The organism is Aquicoccus sp. SU-CL01552, assembly GCF_040365005.1.
Taxonomy (GTDB): Bacteria; Pseudomonadota; Alphaproteobacteria; order Rhodobacterales; family Rhodobacteraceae; genus Antarcticimicrobium.
In genome coordinates this window covers 188,603-203,464 of record NZ_BAABWV010000004.1, presented here as the reverse complement: position 1 = coordinate 203,464, position 14,862 = coordinate 188,603, and the positions used below count along the sequence as shown (strand labels likewise).

Here is a 14,862-nt window from a genome sequence, read left to right as displayed (position 1 = left end):
AGATGTCATGTCCGCAATCCTGTCCATCCGCGATCTGCGCAAACGCTATGACGGCGGGTTCGAGGCCCTCAAGGGGGTCTCGCTGGAAATCGAACAGGGCGAGATCCTCGCGCTGCTGGGACCCAACGGCGCCGGCAAGACGACGCTGATTTCGACCGTCTGTGGCATTACCACGCCGACCTCGGGCCAGATCACCGTGGGTGGGCACGACATCGTCAGCGCGTTTCGTGCCGCCCGCGCGATGATCGGGCTGGTCCCGCAGGAGGTGGCGCTGGAACCTTTCGAAAAGGTGATCCGGACGGTCCGCTTCTCGCGCGGTCTGTTCGGGCGCCCGCGCGACGAGGCGCTGATCGAACGCATCCTGCGCCGGCTGTCGCTGTGGGACAAGCGCGACGCCCAGGTCAAGGAACTCTCGGGCGGCATGAAGCGCCGGGTGCTGATCGCCAAGGCGCTGGCGCATGAGCCCCGGGTGTTGTTTCTCGACGAACCGACCGCCGGGGTCGACGTGGAACTGCGCAAGGACATGTGGGACACCGTGGCCGAGTTGAAGGCCAGCGGCGTGACCATCATCCTGACCACCCATTACATCGAAGAGGCCGAGGCGATCGCCGACCGCGTCGGCGTGATCAGCGGTGGCGAGCTGCTGCTGGTCGAGGACAAGGCCACGCTGATGGCCCGCCTGGGCAAGAAGCGGATCGAGGTGCTGTTGAGCGCGCCGGTGGACAGGGTGCCGGCGGAACTCGCCGCGCACGATCTGACGCTTGCCGGGGACGGCGATACGCTGGTCTACGAATACGACACCCAGGCCGAACGCACCGGCGTCACCCAGCTGCTCAACGACGTCGCCGCCGCCGGGCTGGTGCTGCGCGACGTGAAGACGCGCGAAAGCAGCCTGGAAGAGATCTTTGTCGACCTGGTATCGGAGGGCCGGCCATGAACTGGGGCGCCGTCTCCGCCATCTATCGTTTCGAGATGTCGCGGTTCTTTCGTACGCTGCTGCAAAGCTTTCTGTCGCCGGTGCTGTCGACATCGCTGTACTTCGTGGTGTTCGGCACCGCCATCGGCAGCCGCATCGACCAGGTCGAGGGCATCAGTTACGGCGCCTTCATCGTGCCGGGGCTGATCATGCTGTCGGTGATGACGCAGGCGATCTCGAACGCCTCTTTCGGGATCTATTTCCCCAAGTTCATCGGCACCGTCTACGAATTGCTGTCGGCACCGGTGAGTTTCCTGGAAATCGTCATGGGCTATGTCGGCGCGGCGGCCAGCAAGGCGCTGTTCATCGGCACGGTGATCCTGTGCACCGCCGCGTTCTTCGTCGAGCTGCGCATCGCGCACCCCCTGGCGATGGTGATGTTCCTGCTTCTTACCTGTCTCAGCTTCGCGCTGATGGGCTTCATCATCGGGATCTGGGCGCGGAACTTCGAGCAACTTCAACTGGTGCCGCTGCTGGTGGTGACGCCGCTGGTGTTCCTTGGCGGCTCCTTCTACTCGATCTCCATGCTGCCGCCGGTCTGGCAGACCATCACCCTGTTCAACCCGGTGGTCTACCTGATCTCGGGGTTCCGCTGGGCGTTCTTCGATACCTCCGACGTGCCGGTGGGGCTCAGTCTGTTGGCGATCGGCGGATTTACCTGCCTGTGCCTTTGCGTCATCTGGTGGATTTTCCGGACCGGTTGGCGGTTGCGCAACTGACCGATGCGCGTCTTGCGGGCGGACGTGGCGTGAAATCCCCGTAGAGGATGTTTCTGCGGCACCGGCGTCTTGTTTGTTCGGGGGGGGCATTCTACATCGGATTGCATGAACCTGCGCTTTCCCTTCATCAAGAACCCGCCACTGGTGTCGGTGGTTCGCCTGACCGGCATGATCGGCACCGGAGGGCGCAGCACGCTGAACGATGCCGCGCTGGCGCCGCTGCTGGAAAGGGCGTTTCGCCGCGGCAAGCCGGCCGCCGTCGCGCTCGAGATCAACTCGCCCGGCGGATCGCCGGTGCAATCCTCGCTGATCGCGGCCCGCATCCGCCGCCTGTCGGACGAGACCAAGGTGCCGGTCTATGCCTTTGTCGAGGATCTCGCCGCCTCCGGTGGCTATTGGCTGGCCGTGGCCGCGGACGAGATCTGGGCCGATGCGAGTTCGATCGTCGGGTCGATCGGGGTGATTTCATCGGGGTTCGGGGCGCATGTGCTGCTGGCGCGGCAAGGCGTCGAACGACGCGTCTATACCGCCGGCGAGTCCAAATCCATGCTCGACCCGTTCCGCCCGGAAAACCCCGAGGACGTGGCGCGGCTCCGGGTCATCCTGGATGACCTGCACGAGAATTTCATCGCCCACGTCAAGTCACGCCGGGGCGCCAAGCTGAACGGCGAGGCCGACCTTTTCACCGGCGAGATCTGGGCCGCCCAACGGGCCACGGCGCTGGGGCTGATCGACGGGATCGGCCACCTGAAGCCCAGGATGCAGGAGCAATTCGGGAAAAAGGTGCAGTTCCGCCGCTATGCCATGCGCCGCCCGGTCTGGTCGCGCTTCGGCGCGCAGATGGCGCAGGACGCCCTGTTCGGGATCGAGGAGCGCGCGGCCTTTGCGCGTTTTGGCCTCTGACGTGATTGTGAAGATCGTTTCTCTCTTCCTCGTCGCGATGGTGGTTCTGGCGATGTTCGGAAAATTGCGATTTCCGGGGCAGGACAAGATCGCCTCGGCGCGCTGCCCGCGGTGCGGTCGGTTCCGCATCGGCAAGGGACCGTGCGACTGTGGCCACAAGGGACGACACTCATGATGCCTTGGATTCTGGTCGGGCTGGGTCTGGTCATTCTTCTGTTGGCGGGCGACTCTCTGGTACGTGGCGCGGTCAACCTCAGCCTGCGGCTGGGGGTGCCGGCGCTGATCGTCAGCCTGACGATCGTGGCCTTCGGCACCTCGGCGCCCGAACTTCTGATCTCGATCCGGGCCGTGCTGGATCACGCGCCGGGCATCGCGCTGGGCAACGTGGTGGGATCGAACACGGCGAACATCCTGCTGGTGCTGGGTATCCCGGCAATCCTTGCCCGCATGCACACCAGCGAATGCGACAGCCGGAAAACCTATCTCTTCATGCTTGCGGCCTCGATCCTGTTCATCGCCCTGGCGATGCTGGGCGACTTCACGCTGTGGACCGGGCTGCTGCTGCTGCTGGTTCTGGCGCTGGTTCTGTGGGACCAGCTCCGCGATGCCCTGAGCCATCGGCGCAATGGGCAAAAGGAACAGGAGGCCGAAGAGCTTCTCGAGGCGCTGGAGGATGCCGATCCGAACATGCCGTTCTGGCGCATCGGCATCTATATCGGGCTGGGGCTGATCGGGCTGCCGCTGGGCGCCAACCTGCTGGTCGAGAATGCCACGATCATCGCCCGCACCTATGGCGTCAGTGACACGGTGATCGGACTCACGCTGGTGGCGCTGGGCACCTCTCTGCCGGAACTGGCGACAACGGTGATGGCGGCGCTGCGTCGCCAGGCCGACGTGGCGCTGGGCAACGTGATCGGGTCGAACATGTTCAACCTGCTTGCGATCATCGGGCTTGCCACGCTGTTCGGGCCGATCCCGGTCGATCCGGAGTTCCTGCGCTTCGATCTCTGGGTGATGCTGGGCGCGTCGCTCTTGCTGGTGCCTTTCGTGTTCTTCCGCCGCGACATAACCCGGTTGTGGGGCTTCGGGCTGAGTGCTTTATATATCGTCTATATCGCCGCAGTGCTGATGTAGCCTGCCGCGCTGGGGAACGGGGGCAACGCGATGTCACGCTGTCTTGTCACGGGGGCCGGGATGCGGCTGGGTCGGGCCATGGCGCTTTATCTGGCGCGGCGTGGCCACGATGTCGCGGTGCATTATGCCCGATCGCGCGAGGGGGCCGAGCAGACCGCCGCCGAGATCCGCGTGCTGGGCCGAAACGCGGTAACGCTGTCGGCGGATCTCCTGCACGAGGAACAGACCACCGAGCTGCTGCCGACGGCGGCCGAGGCGCTGGGCGGTCCGATCACCTGTTTGGTCAACAACGCCTCGATCTTCGAGTATGACACCGTGTCCACCGCCACCCGCGAAAGCTGGGACAGGCACATGGAAAGCAACCTGCGCGCCCCTTTCGTGCTGACCCAGGCGATGGCGGCGCAGGGGTTGGAACCGACGCGGGACGCCGCGGGCGAGCCGCTGGCGACCGGTCTGATCGTGAACATGATCGACCAGCGCGTGCGCAAGCTGACGCCGGAGTTCATGACCTATACCATCGCCAAGATGGGGCTCTGGGCGATGACCCGTACCACCGCCCAGGCGCTGGCCCCGGCGATCCGCGTCAACGCGATCGGGCCGGGTCCCACCCTTCAGGGCCATCGCCAATCCGACGCCCATTTTGCCGCCCAGCGGGCCAACACGATCGCCGGGCGTGGGGCCAATTGCGACGATATCACCGCCGCGCTGGGGTACTTTCTGGACGCACCCGCGGTGACCGGCCAGTTGCTCTGCATTGATGGGGGGCAACACCTGGGGTGGCAGACCCCGGATGTCCTGGGGGTGGAATGAACGCGTGCCTCGAGAGTTTTGCACTGGTCACGGCCGCGTGACTGTGGCGTCAGGAAAACGCTTTATATTTCATTCACTTGGCGGAATGTGAGAAAAATATCAAGTTATTTCAGCACCTTGATAAACTGCCTAAATTTTAGGCAAATCAACGAACCGCCCATGGAACAACGAAATTTTCGCGTTGCCTTGAAGTTATCTTCAGACTTGTCCACAGGTTCGGTGGATTTGTTTGCCCTTGAAAGCGAGCCGGCAGCATTGCAGCCCCGGACGGAGAATCATAATTCTGTAACATGAGCGAGTCGACCGACACCGCCGACCAGCCGCGCCAGACCGGTCATGCCTGCATCCAGGGCTATCTGAAAACCCTCGACGGGTCGCCGGGGGTGTATCGGATGCTCGATGCCCAGGCGCGGATTCTCTACGTCGGCAAGGCGCGCAACCTGCGCGCCCGCGTCTCCAGCTATGCCCGGCCCACCGGTCACACCCCGCGCATTGCCCGGATGATCCGCGAGACCGCCTCGATGATGTTCCTGACCACGCGCACCGAGACCGAGGCGCTGCTGCTGGAACAGAACCTGATCAAGCAGCTCAAGCCGAAATACAACGTACTGCTGCGCGACGACAAAAGCTTTCCCAATATCCTCGTCGCCAAGGACCACGCCTTTCCCCAGATCAAGAAGCATCGCGGCGCGAAAAAGGAGAAGGGCAGCTATTTCGGCCCCTTTGCCAGCGCGGGGGCGGTGAACCGCACGCTGAACCAGCTGCAAAAGGCATTCCTGCTGCGCAACTGCACCGACGCGATGTTCGAAAGCCGCACGCGGCCCTGCCTGTTGTACCAGATCAAGCGCTGTTCCGGCCCCTGCGTCGGGCTGATTGCGCAGGCGGATTACGCCGAAAGCGTCCGCGATGCCGAACGGTTCCTCTCCGGTCGCTCGACCCGCGTGCAGGAGGAGCTTGCCGAACAGATGCAGGCGGCCTCGGACGCGATGGAATTCGAACGCGCCGCCGCGCTGCGTGATCGCATCCGTGCGCTGACCAGCGTGCAGACGGCGCAGGGCATCAACCCGCGCGGCGTTTCCGAGGCCGACGTGATCGCGCTGCACATGGAGGGCGGACAGGCCTGCGTGCAGGTGTTCTTCATCCGCGCCAACCAGAACTGGGGCAACCGCGATTTCTATCCGCGCGTCGGTGCCGATGTGTCCCCGGCCGAGGCGATGGAGGCCTTTCTCGGCCAGTTCTACGACAACAAGGAACCGCCGCGTCAACTGATCCTCTCCGACGCGATCGAGAACGCCGACCTGATGACCGAGGCGCTGTCGGAAAAGGCCGGCCGCAAGGTCGAGATCCTGGTCCCCCAGCGCGGCGAAAAGGCCGAGCTGGTCTCGGGTGCCCTGCGCAACGCGCGTGAAAGTCTGGCCCGCCGCATGGCCGAGAGAGCCACCCAGACCAAGCTGTTGCAGGGGTTGGCCGAGGCCTTCGGGCTGGACGGCCCGCCGCAGCGGATCGAGGTCTACGACAACTCGCACATCCAGGGCACCAACGCGGTCGGCGGCATGATCGTGGCCGGCCCCGACGGGTTCATGAAGAACAGCTACCGCAAGTTCAACATCCGCGGCGACAACCTGACCCCGGGCGATGATTTCGGCATGATGAAAGAGGTGCTGACACGTCGCTTTTCCCGCCTGTTGAAAGAGGATCCCGACCGCAACAAGGGGCTCTGGCCCGACCTGCTGCTGATCGACGGCGGCGCCGGGCAGGTCAGCGCCGTGCGCGAGATCATGGAGGAGCACGGGGTCGAGGACATCCCGATGGTCGGGGTCGCCAAGGGGGTCGACCGGGACCACGGGAAAGAAGAATTCCATCGCCCCGGCCAGCGCCCCTTTGCCCTGCGGATGAACGATCCGGTGCTCTACTTCGTCCAGCGCCTGCGCGACGAGGCGCACCGCTTTGCCATCGGCACCCACCGGGCCAAGCGGGCCAAGGCGGTCGGGGCCACCCCGCTTGACGATATCGCCGGGGTCGGGGCCACCCGCAAACGCGCTCTGCTGGCCCATTTCGGGTCCGCCAAAGCGGTCAGCCGCGCCAACCTCGCCGATCTCAAGGCGGTCGAGGGGATCTCGGACTCGCTGGCCGAGAAGATCTACGGCTTTTTCCACGAGAACGGCTGACCGCCGGCCGGCTTCTTCTCTTTGCAAATACTCCCGCCGGAGGCATCGGTCCGGAACGGGCAGATTTCTGCTGCGCCCCGCTTTTACATCCCAGACCTCCGGTATAGGGTCCGGACATGCGTTGGAACCTGCCCAATATCCTGACCCTGCTTCGGCTTCTGGCGGCCCCCGGACTGGCCGTCATGTTCCTTTATTTTTCGCGCCCCTATGCCGACTGGTACGCCCTCGTGCTCTTCGTCGGCGCGGCGGCGACCGATTGGTTCGACGGTTACCTGGCGCGGGCCTGGAAACAGGAAACCAAGATGGGGGCGATGCTCGATCCGATTGCCGACAAGGCGATGGTTGTGATCGCGCTGATGATCCTGGTGGGCTATGCTGCCGAACACTGGACCCCGTGGCTGGTGCTTCCGGCCACCGTGATCCTGTTCCGCGAGGTCTTCGTTTCCGGCCTGCGCGAGTACTTGGGCGACACCGCCGGCACGCTCAAGGTGACGAAGCTGGCCAAATGGAAGACCACCGCCCAGATGATCGCCATCGCCACCCTGTTCTCGCAGGGGATTTTCGAGCATCATCTGGTGATGAAGTCCTGGGGCATGGACGAGGCGCTGTTGCAGCAGGTCCTGAACGGCGAGACCGAGGACCTGTACGGGCTGCGCCTGATGTATGATGGCATGGTCTGGTCCGGGCGGCTGGGGCTTTGGCTGTTGTGGATCGCGGCGGCGCTGACGTTGATCACCGGCGCCGACTACCTACGTAAGGCATTGCCGCATCTGAGGGAGACGCGCTGATGGATGTTCTCTATTTCGCCTGGGTGCGTGAACGCATCGGGCTGCCGCGCGAGACGGTCGAAACCGGGGCGGCCACAGTCTCGGATCTGGTCAATGAGCTGAGCGCGCGGGAAGACCGCTACGCCGCCGCCTTTGCCGATCTTGCGGCGCTGCGCGTGGCGCTGGACCAGGAACTGTCGGATTTCGACGCGCCGTTGGCCGGCGTGCGCGAGGTGGCGTTCTTTCCCCCGATGACGGGCGGCTGAGCCATGCGTGTTTCGGTCCAGAGCGCGCCGTTCGACCTGGGGGCCGAGGCCAACGGTTTCGCCGCGGGCGTCACCGGGGCCGGTGCCGTCGTCACCTTTACCGGCGTGGTGCGGGACCTGCCGCAAGGCGGGCTCGAGGCGATGGAGATCGAGCATTACCCGGGCATGACCGAAAAGGCGATCACCGCCATCGCCGAAGAGGCGGCGCACCGCTGGGCGCTTTGCGATGTGCTGGTGATCCACCGCCACGGGCGGTTGCGGCCGGGTGAGATGATCATGATGGTCGCCACCGCTGCGCCGCATCGCACCCATGCCTTCGAGGCCGCCGAATACCTGATGGATTACCTGAAATCCCGCGCGCCGTTCTGGAAAAAGGAAATCGCCGCCGGCGGGGCCGAATGGGTCGCGGCCAAGGCCGAGGACGAAGACGCCCTCGACCGCTGGTGAGGGGGGGCAATGACGGGGCGCCCCCTGTCCATTCGCCCGACCCGACCGGCGGACCATGCGGCGGTGCTGGATCTTCACAGCGCTGCCTTCGGGCCGGGGGAGGGGCAGCTGATCGCGGATCTGGTTGCTGTCCTGCTGGACGACGCCTCCGCGCAGCCGCGCCTGTCGCTGCTGGCTCGGCGCGACGGTCACCCCTTGGGACATATCCTGTTCACCAGGGCCACGCTCGCCCCCGATCCAGGCGGGATCATGGCCGCCCTGCTGTCGCCACTCGCCGTCCACCCGAAGGCGCAGGGGCAGGGCATCGGTGGCCGGCTGATCCGCGAGGGGCTGACCCGGTTGCGCGATCAGGGCTGCGACCTGGTCTTCGTGCTGGGGCATCCGGGCTATTATCCCCGGTACGGGTTCCGGCCCTGCCGGACCGTTTCCGCGCCCTATCCCATCCCGACCGCGCAGGCCGACGCCTGGATGGTGCGGGCTCTGTCGCCGGATGCGTTGGACAGGATCGCCGGCGCGAGGCTGGGCTGCGCGCCGGCGCTTGACAGGCCGGACCTCTGGGCGGAATGACGCGGCGGGGCGATCAGCCCCGGGCGGCAGGCTCCAGCTGCACGCGCAGTTCTTCTGCCTCCTGACGGGCATCCCGCAGCCCGTCCATCGCGGCCTTCAGTTCCGCCTCGGTCTGGGTCAGCTGGTTGGTCAGTTCCGCCTCGCGCTGCTGCAGGTAGGTGATCGCCTGGTCGCGGGTCTCCTCGGCCTCGTGCAGTTGCTGGCTCATCCGGTCGAGGTCGGCCACGTCGCTTGGGTTCACGCGGGTGAACCGGTGCACCAGCCAATGGGCGAACCAGCCGACGGCAAAGGCGACGAACAGGATGATCGCCGTGGTTATGATGAACTCGGTTCTGTTCATTCCGTCTCCTCTCGGGCGGCGGGCATGTCTTCCGCCTGCGACCCGGTTTCCATAACCGGCTCCGTGTTGCCGTGCTCTTCTGTCTCGGTGTCCCCGGGGGCGGTGTCTGCGGCCACGGCGTCCAGCGTGCTCTGCTCCTCCGCCGTCGGTTCGATCCGGATCAGGCGGAACTCGATCCGGCGGTTCGCCTCGCGGCCTTCCTCGGTGTCGTTGGGGGCGATCGGGCGGGTCTCGCCATAACCGACCGCAACATAGGTAGAGGTCAGAACGCGGCGCGCCCGCAACTCGTTCAGCACCGATTGCGCCCGGGCCTGGCTGAGGTTGAGGTTCATCTCCTCGCGGCCCTGGCTGTCGGTGTGCCCCTGGATCTCCAGCCGGAGTTCCTGGCAATCGGTCAGGATGTCCGCGATCCGGTTCATGATGTCCTGCGAGGCGGCGGCGATGGTGGCCGATCCCGGCTCAAAGGTGATCTTGCCGTCCTGCTGCGCGGCGCTCAGCCGGCGTTCGCATTCCTCGGGGTCCGGCGCTTTGTCCTCCGGCTCCGGTGGCGCGACATAGGTGATATCCAAGGTAAAGTCCTCGGCCTCGCCCAGCTTGTCCGACAGCAGACCGGCGATCTCGGCCTTGGCCTCTTCGTCATGGGTGATGCCGCGCAGGTGCACCGTGTCGGGCAGTACCGTGACCGCCCCGTTGGCCAGTTTCGACAGCGCCTCGAGGCCGGAGAGAACCCGCACCGGCCAGTCCGCCGGCAGATCCTCGACGATGCGCGCGGCGGTGTACACGCTTTCCGAGCCGAACCGCGCCTGGGCATAGCTCTCGGCCATGCGGCGCAGGCTCTCGTCGCTCAACCGGCCGCGCAGCTGCACCAGCCCCTCGGGGCTGCGGGTCGCGGTGAACTCCGGCGGGCCGCCGGTGCCGTCATCCGCCGGGGCGGGCAGGACGGCGTGCAGCGCGAAGACCTCCGGCAGGTCGTTCTCAAGCTCGCCCACGACCTCGTCGAACAGCCCCTCGTTGGTGCCCTGGGCCGCGACAAGCGTGATGTCGGCATCGGCAAAGGTGACCGACCCCGCCCCCAGCCGTGACAGCGCCGACAGGCTCAGTTCCGCCGCGCGCGCCCAGTTGGGCGAGGGCACGCCCAGCCCGATGGTGCAGGTGGCCGTACCGCTCATCCCGGCGGCGCGGGCGGCGGCCAGGATACGGTCGCGGGCCGCCTCGGTCTCGGCGGAACAGGCATCGAATCGCCCTCCGTCCTCGTCGATGATGTAGCGCAGCGAGAACGGCGTGATCACCGGGCGCGGCGCGGCAATCTCCAGCCCCAGCCGCAGCCCGGCCGGCGCGGCGCGGGTCAGCTTGCGTTCCAGCGCGCTCTTGTCCTCGCGGCTGTCGGCGATGGCGGTGATCTCCACCTGTCCGGCCTCGACCGAGATTTTCGAGCGCGGCAGTTCAGCCAGGGCAACCATCGCGAAGCGCATCGCGTCGGCCCATCCCTCGGGCACCGGGTAATCGGCGGTTTCCAGGAAATCGGCCACCTTGCCCGTCCCGGCGATGTCCTCCAGGTCGTCCAGCAGGTCGGCGCGGTCGGTGCTGGCGGGCACCAGCCCGATGATCGAGATGCCGCTGTCGTTGCGCAGCACCTCGGCGGAGAAGCGCGGCGGCGTCAGGTCCTCGGTCGGGGTGATGTGCATTTCGTCGATGACGCGGGCGGCATCCACCACCTCGCCGGCGACGGTGATGGCGTTGAACCGCGTGGCCTCGTCCGGGGCGGTCCCGGCCAGGATCACGCGCAGCCCGTCGGCCTCGACCTCGGCCCAGTGATGACCGGCCTTGTCCAGCGACTGGCGCACGCCGATCTCGGTCGAATCCTCGACCGCCGAAACCGCGAAACCCGCCGCGACAAGGCAGAGGATGGCCGCGGCAACAAAGGTCAGGCCGACGGCGAACAGGGAAGAGAGGCGCATCAAGGGTTCGTTCTTCAGCTTTTCAGGTCGCGGGAGTCATACAGGCCGGCCACGCGGCGCGCAATCATGCCAGCACGGCCGCCAGGAAGAAGATGAGCGGAATCAAGCCGGTGTCGCGGTTGGCCCGGAACAGCCGCAGCAAGCCGGGGTTGTCATCGGGGTCGAACCGGCGCAGCTGCCACAGCATGTGCCAGCCCATCGCCCAGGGCCCGGCCAGCGCGATCACCAGCGCCGCCAGCGATCCGCGCGGTTCCACCGCCACGATCACCGCCACCGCCATCAGCGCCACCGTGGCCACCAGGAACTGGCGCAACCGGCGCGGGCTTTGGCTGCCGAACAGCCGGGCGGTGGATTTCACCCCGATCAGCGCGTCGTCCTCGGCGTCCTGGTGGGCGTAGATCGTGTCATAGAAAACCGTCCAGCAGATCCCCGCGAGATAAAGGATTACCGGCGCCCAGTGCAGCGATCCGGTATGCGCCGTCCAGGCCAGCAGCGCGCCCCAGTTGAAAGCCAGCCCCAGGAATACCTGCGGCCACCAGGTGAACCGCTTGGCAAAGGGATAGACCGCCACCGGCAGCAACGACAGGAACCCCAGCCCGATCGCTGCCCAGTTGAGGGTGAGCAGGATCGCGAAGGCCACCAGCGCCTGTGCGCCCATGTAGGCGACGGCCTGCTTGACGCTGACCTGCCCCGAGGGGATCGGCCGCGATCGGGTGCGCTCGACGCTGCCGTCGATGTCGCGGTCGGTGATGTCGTTCCAGGTACAACCGGCCCCGCGCATCAGCCAGGCCCCGAGGCCGCAGCCGACAAAGATCCACAGATCCTCCCAGCGCGGCGACTGGTCCCACAGCATCCCCAGCGCCAGCCCCCACCAGCACGGCAGCAACAGCAGCCAGGTGCCGATCGGCCGGTCGGCGCGGCTCAGCCGCAGATAGGGGCGCGTCGCTTCCGGTGCCAGTCGGTCGACCCAGTTGCCCCTGACCGCATCGGCCACCTGTCCGCTGGCGGTCGCATCTGGCGTCGGGCTGTGAGGTTGCATATGTAGTCTCGCATGAAGGCAAAGGTCAGGCTGTATGTAGAGCACCCGCTGGGGGCGGGGCAATCGGTTCCTCTGACGCGGGAGCAGGCGCATTACCTCTTCGGGGTGATGCGTTTGGGGCCGGGTGCCCCGGTGGCCCTGTTCAACGGGCGCGACGGCGAATGGCGCGCCGAGGTGGCCGAGGCCGGCAAGCGCGGCGGCGTGTTGACCTGCGCGGCGCAGACCCGTCCGCTTCAGATGCCGCCCGATCTCTGGCTGATCTTCGCGCCGATCAAGAAGGCGCGTACCGATTTCATCGTCGAGAAGGCGGCCGAGATGGGGGCGGCGCGGATCATTCCCGTGCAGACCGATTTCACCAATTCCGACCGCATTCGGCAGGACCGGCTGCAGGCCCACGCCATCGAAGCGGCCGAACAATGCGGCGGCACCTATGTGCCCGAGGTGACCGATCTGCACAAACTCGACCGGCTGCTCGCCGATTGGCCCGACGAGCGGCAGCTGATGTTCTGCGACGAGGCCGAGGTCGGCGCGAAAAAAAGCCTTGCCGATGCCGCGCCCGGCCCCTGGGCGATCCTGATCGGCCCCGAGGGCGGGTTTTCCGACGCCGAGCGCAAACGGCTGCACGCCCTGCCGCAGGCACATGTCGTCGCGCTTGGCCCGCGCATCCTGCGCGCCGACACCGCCGCCGTGGCCGCGATGACGCTCTGGCAGCGGGCGCTGGGGGACTGGGCATGAGTTTCATCCGCCCCGAGGTCCGCACGGCACTCGCCCGCTGGCACGAGGCGCTGATCGGATTGGCGGCGGTCGCGCTGGGCCTCTACTGGGCGCTTTCGGTGGGCGGGCTGATGGGCTGGATCGGCTGGCTGATGGTGCCCGCCGGGGCCGGTCTCGCCGTGATCGGGATACAGCGCGGCCGGTTCCGCAGCACCGGCCGGGGGCCCGGCGTCGTTCTGGTGGACGAGGGCGAGATCACCTACATGGGGCCGCTGTCCGGCGGCTCGGTCTCGGTCATGGATCTCGAACGGCTGGTGCTCGACCCCACCACGCGCCCGGCCCATTGGGGGCTGGAACAACCGGGCCATCCTATGCTGCAGATCCCGGTCAACGCCGAGGGCGCACAGGACCTGTTCGACGTCTTCGCCGCGCTGCCGGGATTGCGCACCGAACGCATGCTGGCCGAGCTGAAACGTGACAACGCTCATGCAGTCGTGATCTGGGAACGCCGCCCGATGCGCCCCGCGCACCAAAGGCTGCATTGACAGTGCCGCCATTTCACCGCACGACTGCCCCCCGGAAACGAGAGCAAGCAGCATCGGAGTGCGCGTATGTCCATCCCCCAGACCGGCGGTGGCCCGATCGAGCGGCATGAACAACTGGCCGAATACCTGGCCGACGGCTGCAAGCCCAAGGAAGATTGGCGCATCGGCACCGAACACGAGAAGTTCGGTTATTGCAAGGACACGCACAAACCGCTGCCCTATGACGGCGAACGGTCGATCCGTGCCGTGCTCGAGGGGCTGCGCGACCGCTATGGCTGGGCCGAGGTCCGCGAGGGCGATCACCTGATCGGGCTGGAAAAGGACGGCGCCAACGTCTCGCTGGAACCCGGCGGCGCGCTGGAACTGTCGGGTGCCCCGCTGGAGACCATCCACCAGACCTGCGACGAGGTGAACGAGCACCTGCGCGAGGTCAAGGACATCGCCGACGAGATCGGCGTCGGCTTCATCGGGCTGGGTGCCGCGCCGATCTGGACCCACGACCAGATGCCGCTGATGCCCAAGGGCCGCTACAAGCTGATGAACGCCTACATGGACAAGGTCGGCACCACCGGCACCACCATGATGCGGCGCACCTGCACGGTGCAGGTGAACCTCGACTTCGGCTCCGAGGCCGACATGGTGCAGAAAATGCGCGTCGCCATCGCGCTGCAACCGGTCGCCACAGCGCTGTTCGCCAATTCTCCGTTCTTCGAGGGCAAGCCCAACGGCATGAAATCCTATCGCTCCTGGGTCTGGCAGCATCTCGACCCGGCCCGCACCGGCATGGTGCCCTTCGTCTTTGACGAGGGCTTCGGGTTCGAACGTTGGGTCGAGTACATGCTCGATGTGCCGATGTATTTCGTCTACCGCGACGGCCAGTACATCGACGCGCTGGGTCAGTCGTTCCGCGATTTCCTCAAGGGCGAGCTGCCGGCGCTGCCGGGCGAGAAACCCACGCTCAGCGACTGGGCCGATCACCTGACAACGGCCTTCCCCGAGGCGCGGCTGAAGAAATTCATCGAGATGCGCGGCGCCGATGGCGGCCCGTGGCGCAGGCTCTGCGCACTGCCGGCCTTCTGGGTCGGGCTGACCTATGACCAGGGGGCGCTGGACGCGGCCTGGGACCTGGTCAAGGGCTGGGATGCCGAGACCCGCGAGGCATGGCGTCTGGCCGCGGCCAAGGATGGGCTTCAGGCCGAGGTCGGTGGGCGCCGGATGAACGATCTGGCGGTGCAGGTGATCGACATCGCCCGCTCCGGCCTCAAGGCCCGCGCACGCCCGGGCCTCGGCGGCATGGTGCAGGACGAACGCCATTTCCTGCACGCGCTCGAGGATAGCGTCGAAACCGGCATGACCCCGGCCGACGAACTGTTGCAGCACTACAACGGCGACTGGAACGGCGATCTCGACCGGATCTACGAGGCCTTTGCCTACTGAACCATCACGCCCCCTGAATGCGTGACAGACGGTCCGATCCGGGCCAGACTGTCCCCACCGTTGCAACAGGGG

16 protein-coding genes are annotated in these 14,862 nt (G+C 66.4%); 13 read left to right on the top strand and 3 right to left on the bottom strand.

All coding sequences use genetic code 11. The features are described from left to right. Window positions 1–7: 7 nt before the first annotated feature. From ABWV23_RS06690 to ABWV23_RS06645, 10 genes are all read left to right on the top strand, one after another. Window positions 8–937, top strand: a complete 930-nt coding sequence (locus ABWV23_RS06690) for an ABC transporter ATP-binding protein (RefSeq protein WP_353346232.1) — start codon at window positions 8–10, stop codon at window positions 935–937. After that, a complete protein-coding gene (locus ABWV23_RS06685; protein WP_353346230.1) occupies window positions 934–1,695 on the top strand; it encodes an ABC transporter permease in 762 nt (253 codons plus the stop codon). The genes ABWV23_RS06690 and ABWV23_RS06685 overlap by 4 nt, the downstream gene beginning before the upstream one ends. A gap of 105 nt (window positions 1,696–1,800) precedes the next feature. After that, window positions 1,801–2,598 (top strand): S49 family peptidase, encoded by a 798-nt coding sequence (locus ABWV23_RS06680; protein WP_353346228.1) that lies wholly within the window; start codon window positions 1,801–1,803, stop codon window positions 2,596–2,598. A 171-nt stretch (window positions 2,599–2,769) separates the two neighbouring features. Beyond that, window positions 2,770–3,732 (top strand): calcium/sodium antiporter, encoded by a 963-nt coding sequence (locus ABWV23_RS06675; protein WP_353346226.1) that lies wholly within the window; start codon window positions 2,770–2,772, stop codon window positions 3,730–3,732. Between the two features lie 30 nt (window positions 3,733–3,762). Then, window positions 3,763–4,542 (top strand): SDR family oxidoreductase, encoded by a 780-nt coding sequence (locus tag ABWV23_RS06670; RefSeq protein ID WP_353346224.1) that lies wholly within the window; start codon window positions 3,763–3,765, stop codon window positions 4,540–4,542. Between the two features lie 290 nt (window positions 4,543–4,832). Continuing rightward, window positions 4,833–6,710: an excinuclease ABC subunit UvrC gene (gene uvrC / locus ABWV23_RS06665; protein ID WP_353346222.1), complete on the top strand. Its 1,878-nt coding sequence runs from the start codon at window positions 4,833–4,835 to the stop codon at window positions 6,708–6,710. 116 nt (window positions 6,711–6,826) lie between these two features. Then, entirely contained in the window at window positions 6,827–7,498 is a 672-nt protein-coding gene (pgsA, locus tag ABWV23_RS06660) for a CDP-diacylglycerol--glycerol-3-phosphate 3-phosphatidyltransferase (RefSeq protein ID WP_353346220.1), read from the top strand. Continuing rightward, entirely contained in the window at window positions 7,498–7,743 is a 246-nt protein-coding gene (gene moaD / locus ABWV23_RS06655; RefSeq protein ID WP_353346218.1) for a molybdopterin converting factor subunit 1, read from the top strand. Before pgsA ends, moaD begins: the two co-directional genes overlap by 1 nt. A 3-nt stretch (window positions 7,744–7,746) precedes the next feature. Continuing rightward, the gene (locus ABWV23_RS06650; protein WP_353346216.1) at window positions 7,747–8,190 is read left to right on the top strand and encodes a molybdenum cofactor biosynthesis protein MoaE; all 444 of its coding nucleotides are present in this window, start codon (window positions 7,747–7,749) and stop codon (window positions 8,188–8,190) included. A 9-nt stretch (window positions 8,191–8,199) separates the two neighbouring features. Further along, window positions 8,200–8,757, top strand: coding sequence for a GNAT family N-acetyltransferase (locus ABWV23_RS06645; RefSeq protein WP_353346214.1), 558 nt, complete (start codon window positions 8,200–8,202; stop codon window positions 8,755–8,757). A 13-nt stretch (window positions 8,758–8,770) separates the two neighbouring features. Here the strand turns inward: ABWV23_RS06645 and ABWV23_RS06640 are convergent, their stop codons facing one another. From ABWV23_RS06640 to ubiA, 3 genes are all read right to left on the bottom strand, one after another. Beyond that, on the bottom strand, window positions 8,771–9,097 hold the full coding sequence (locus tag ABWV23_RS06640) for a hypothetical protein (RefSeq protein WP_353346212.1): 327 nt from the start codon (window positions 9,095–9,097) through the stop codon (window positions 8,771–8,773). Next, window positions 9,094–11,055, bottom strand: a complete 1,962-nt coding sequence (locus ABWV23_RS06635) for an OmpA family protein (protein WP_353346210.1) — start codon at window positions 11,053–11,055, stop codon at window positions 9,094–9,096. The genes ABWV23_RS06640 and ABWV23_RS06635 overlap by 4 nt, the downstream gene beginning before the upstream one ends. Before the next feature lie 64 nt (window positions 11,056–11,119). After that, window positions 11,120–12,094 (bottom strand): 4-hydroxybenzoate octaprenyltransferase, encoded by a 975-nt coding sequence (gene ubiA / locus ABWV23_RS06630; protein ID WP_353346208.1) that lies wholly within the window; start codon window positions 12,092–12,094, stop codon window positions 11,120–11,122. Window positions 12,095–12,106: 12 nt separating this feature from the next. On the opposite strand from ubiA, the gene ABWV23_RS06625 reads away from it, so the two are divergent. From ABWV23_RS06625 to ABWV23_RS06615, 3 genes are all read left to right on the top strand, one after another. Continuing rightward, the gene (locus ABWV23_RS06625; RefSeq protein WP_353346206.1) at window positions 12,107–12,829 is read left to right on the top strand and encodes a 16S rRNA (uracil(1498)-N(3))-methyltransferase; all 723 of its coding nucleotides are present in this window, start codon (window positions 12,107–12,109) and stop codon (window positions 12,827–12,829) included. Then, window positions 12,826–13,353 (top strand): hypothetical protein, encoded by a 528-nt coding sequence (locus ABWV23_RS06620; RefSeq protein WP_353346204.1) that lies wholly within the window; start codon window positions 12,826–12,828, stop codon window positions 13,351–13,353. The genes ABWV23_RS06625 and ABWV23_RS06620 overlap by 4 nt, the downstream gene beginning before the upstream one ends. A gap of 66 nt (window positions 13,354–13,419) precedes the next feature. Then, on the top strand, window positions 13,420–14,790 hold the full coding sequence (locus ABWV23_RS06615) for a glutamate--cysteine ligase (protein ID WP_353346202.1): 1,371 nt from the start codon (window positions 13,420–13,422) through the stop codon (window positions 14,788–14,790). Window positions 14,791–14,862 lie beyond the last annotated feature (72 nt).

Excerpts from the sequence above, each read along its gene's own strand:
- ABWV23_RS06690 (WP_353346232.1), top strand. The coding sequence starts at position 8 with ATGTCCGCAATCCTGTCCATCCGCGATCTGCGCAAACGCTATGACGGC.
- ABWV23_RS06685 (WP_353346230.1), top strand. The coding sequence starts at position 934 with ATGAACTGGGGCGCCGTCTCCGCCATCTATCGTTTCGAGATGTCGCGG.
- ABWV23_RS06680 (WP_353346228.1), top strand. The coding sequence starts at position 1,801 with ATGAACCTGCGCTTTCCCTTCATCAAGAACCCGCCACTGGTGTCGGTG.
- ABWV23_RS06675 (WP_353346226.1), top strand. The coding sequence starts at position 2,770 with ATGATGCCTTGGATTCTGGTCGGGCTGGGTCTGGTCATTCTTCTGTTG.
- ABWV23_RS06670 (WP_353346224.1), top strand. The coding sequence starts at position 3,763 with ATGTCACGCTGTCTTGTCACGGGGGCCGGGATGCGGCTGGGTCGGGCC.
- uvrC (WP_353346222.1), top strand. The coding sequence starts at position 4,833 with ATGAGCGAGTCGACCGACACCGCCGACCAGCCGCGCCAGACCGGTCAT.
- pgsA (WP_353346220.1), top strand. The coding sequence starts at position 6,827 with ATGCGTTGGAACCTGCCCAATATCCTGACCCTGCTTCGGCTTCTGGCG.
- moaD (WP_353346218.1), top strand. The coding sequence starts at position 7,498 with ATGGATGTTCTCTATTTCGCCTGGGTGCGTGAACGCATCGGGCTGCCG.
- ABWV23_RS06650 (WP_353346216.1), top strand. The coding sequence starts at position 7,747 with ATGCGTGTTTCGGTCCAGAGCGCGCCGTTCGACCTGGGGGCCGAGGCC.
- ABWV23_RS06645 (WP_353346214.1), top strand. The coding sequence starts at position 8,200 with ATGACGGGGCGCCCCCTGTCCATTCGCCCGACCCGACCGGCGGACCAT.
- ABWV23_RS06640 (WP_353346212.1), bottom strand. The coding sequence starts at position 9,097 with ATGAACAGAACCGAGTTCATCATAACCACGGCGATCATCCTGTTCGTC.
- ABWV23_RS06635 (WP_353346210.1), bottom strand. The coding sequence starts at position 11,055 with ATGCGCCTCTCTTCCCTGTTCGCCGTCGGCCTGACCTTTGTTGCCGCG.
- ubiA (WP_353346208.1), bottom strand. The coding sequence starts at position 12,094 with ATGCAACCTCACAGCCCGACGCCAGATGCGACCGCCAGCGGACAGGTG.
- ABWV23_RS06625 (WP_353346206.1), top strand. The coding sequence starts at position 12,107 with ATGAAGGCAAAGGTCAGGCTGTATGTAGAGCACCCGCTGGGGGCGGGG.
- ABWV23_RS06620 (WP_353346204.1), top strand. The coding sequence starts at position 12,826 with ATGAGTTTCATCCGCCCCGAGGTCCGCACGGCACTCGCCCGCTGGCAC.
- ABWV23_RS06615 (WP_353346202.1), top strand. The coding sequence starts at position 13,420 with ATGTCCATCCCCCAGACCGGCGGTGGCCCGATCGAGCGGCATGAACAA.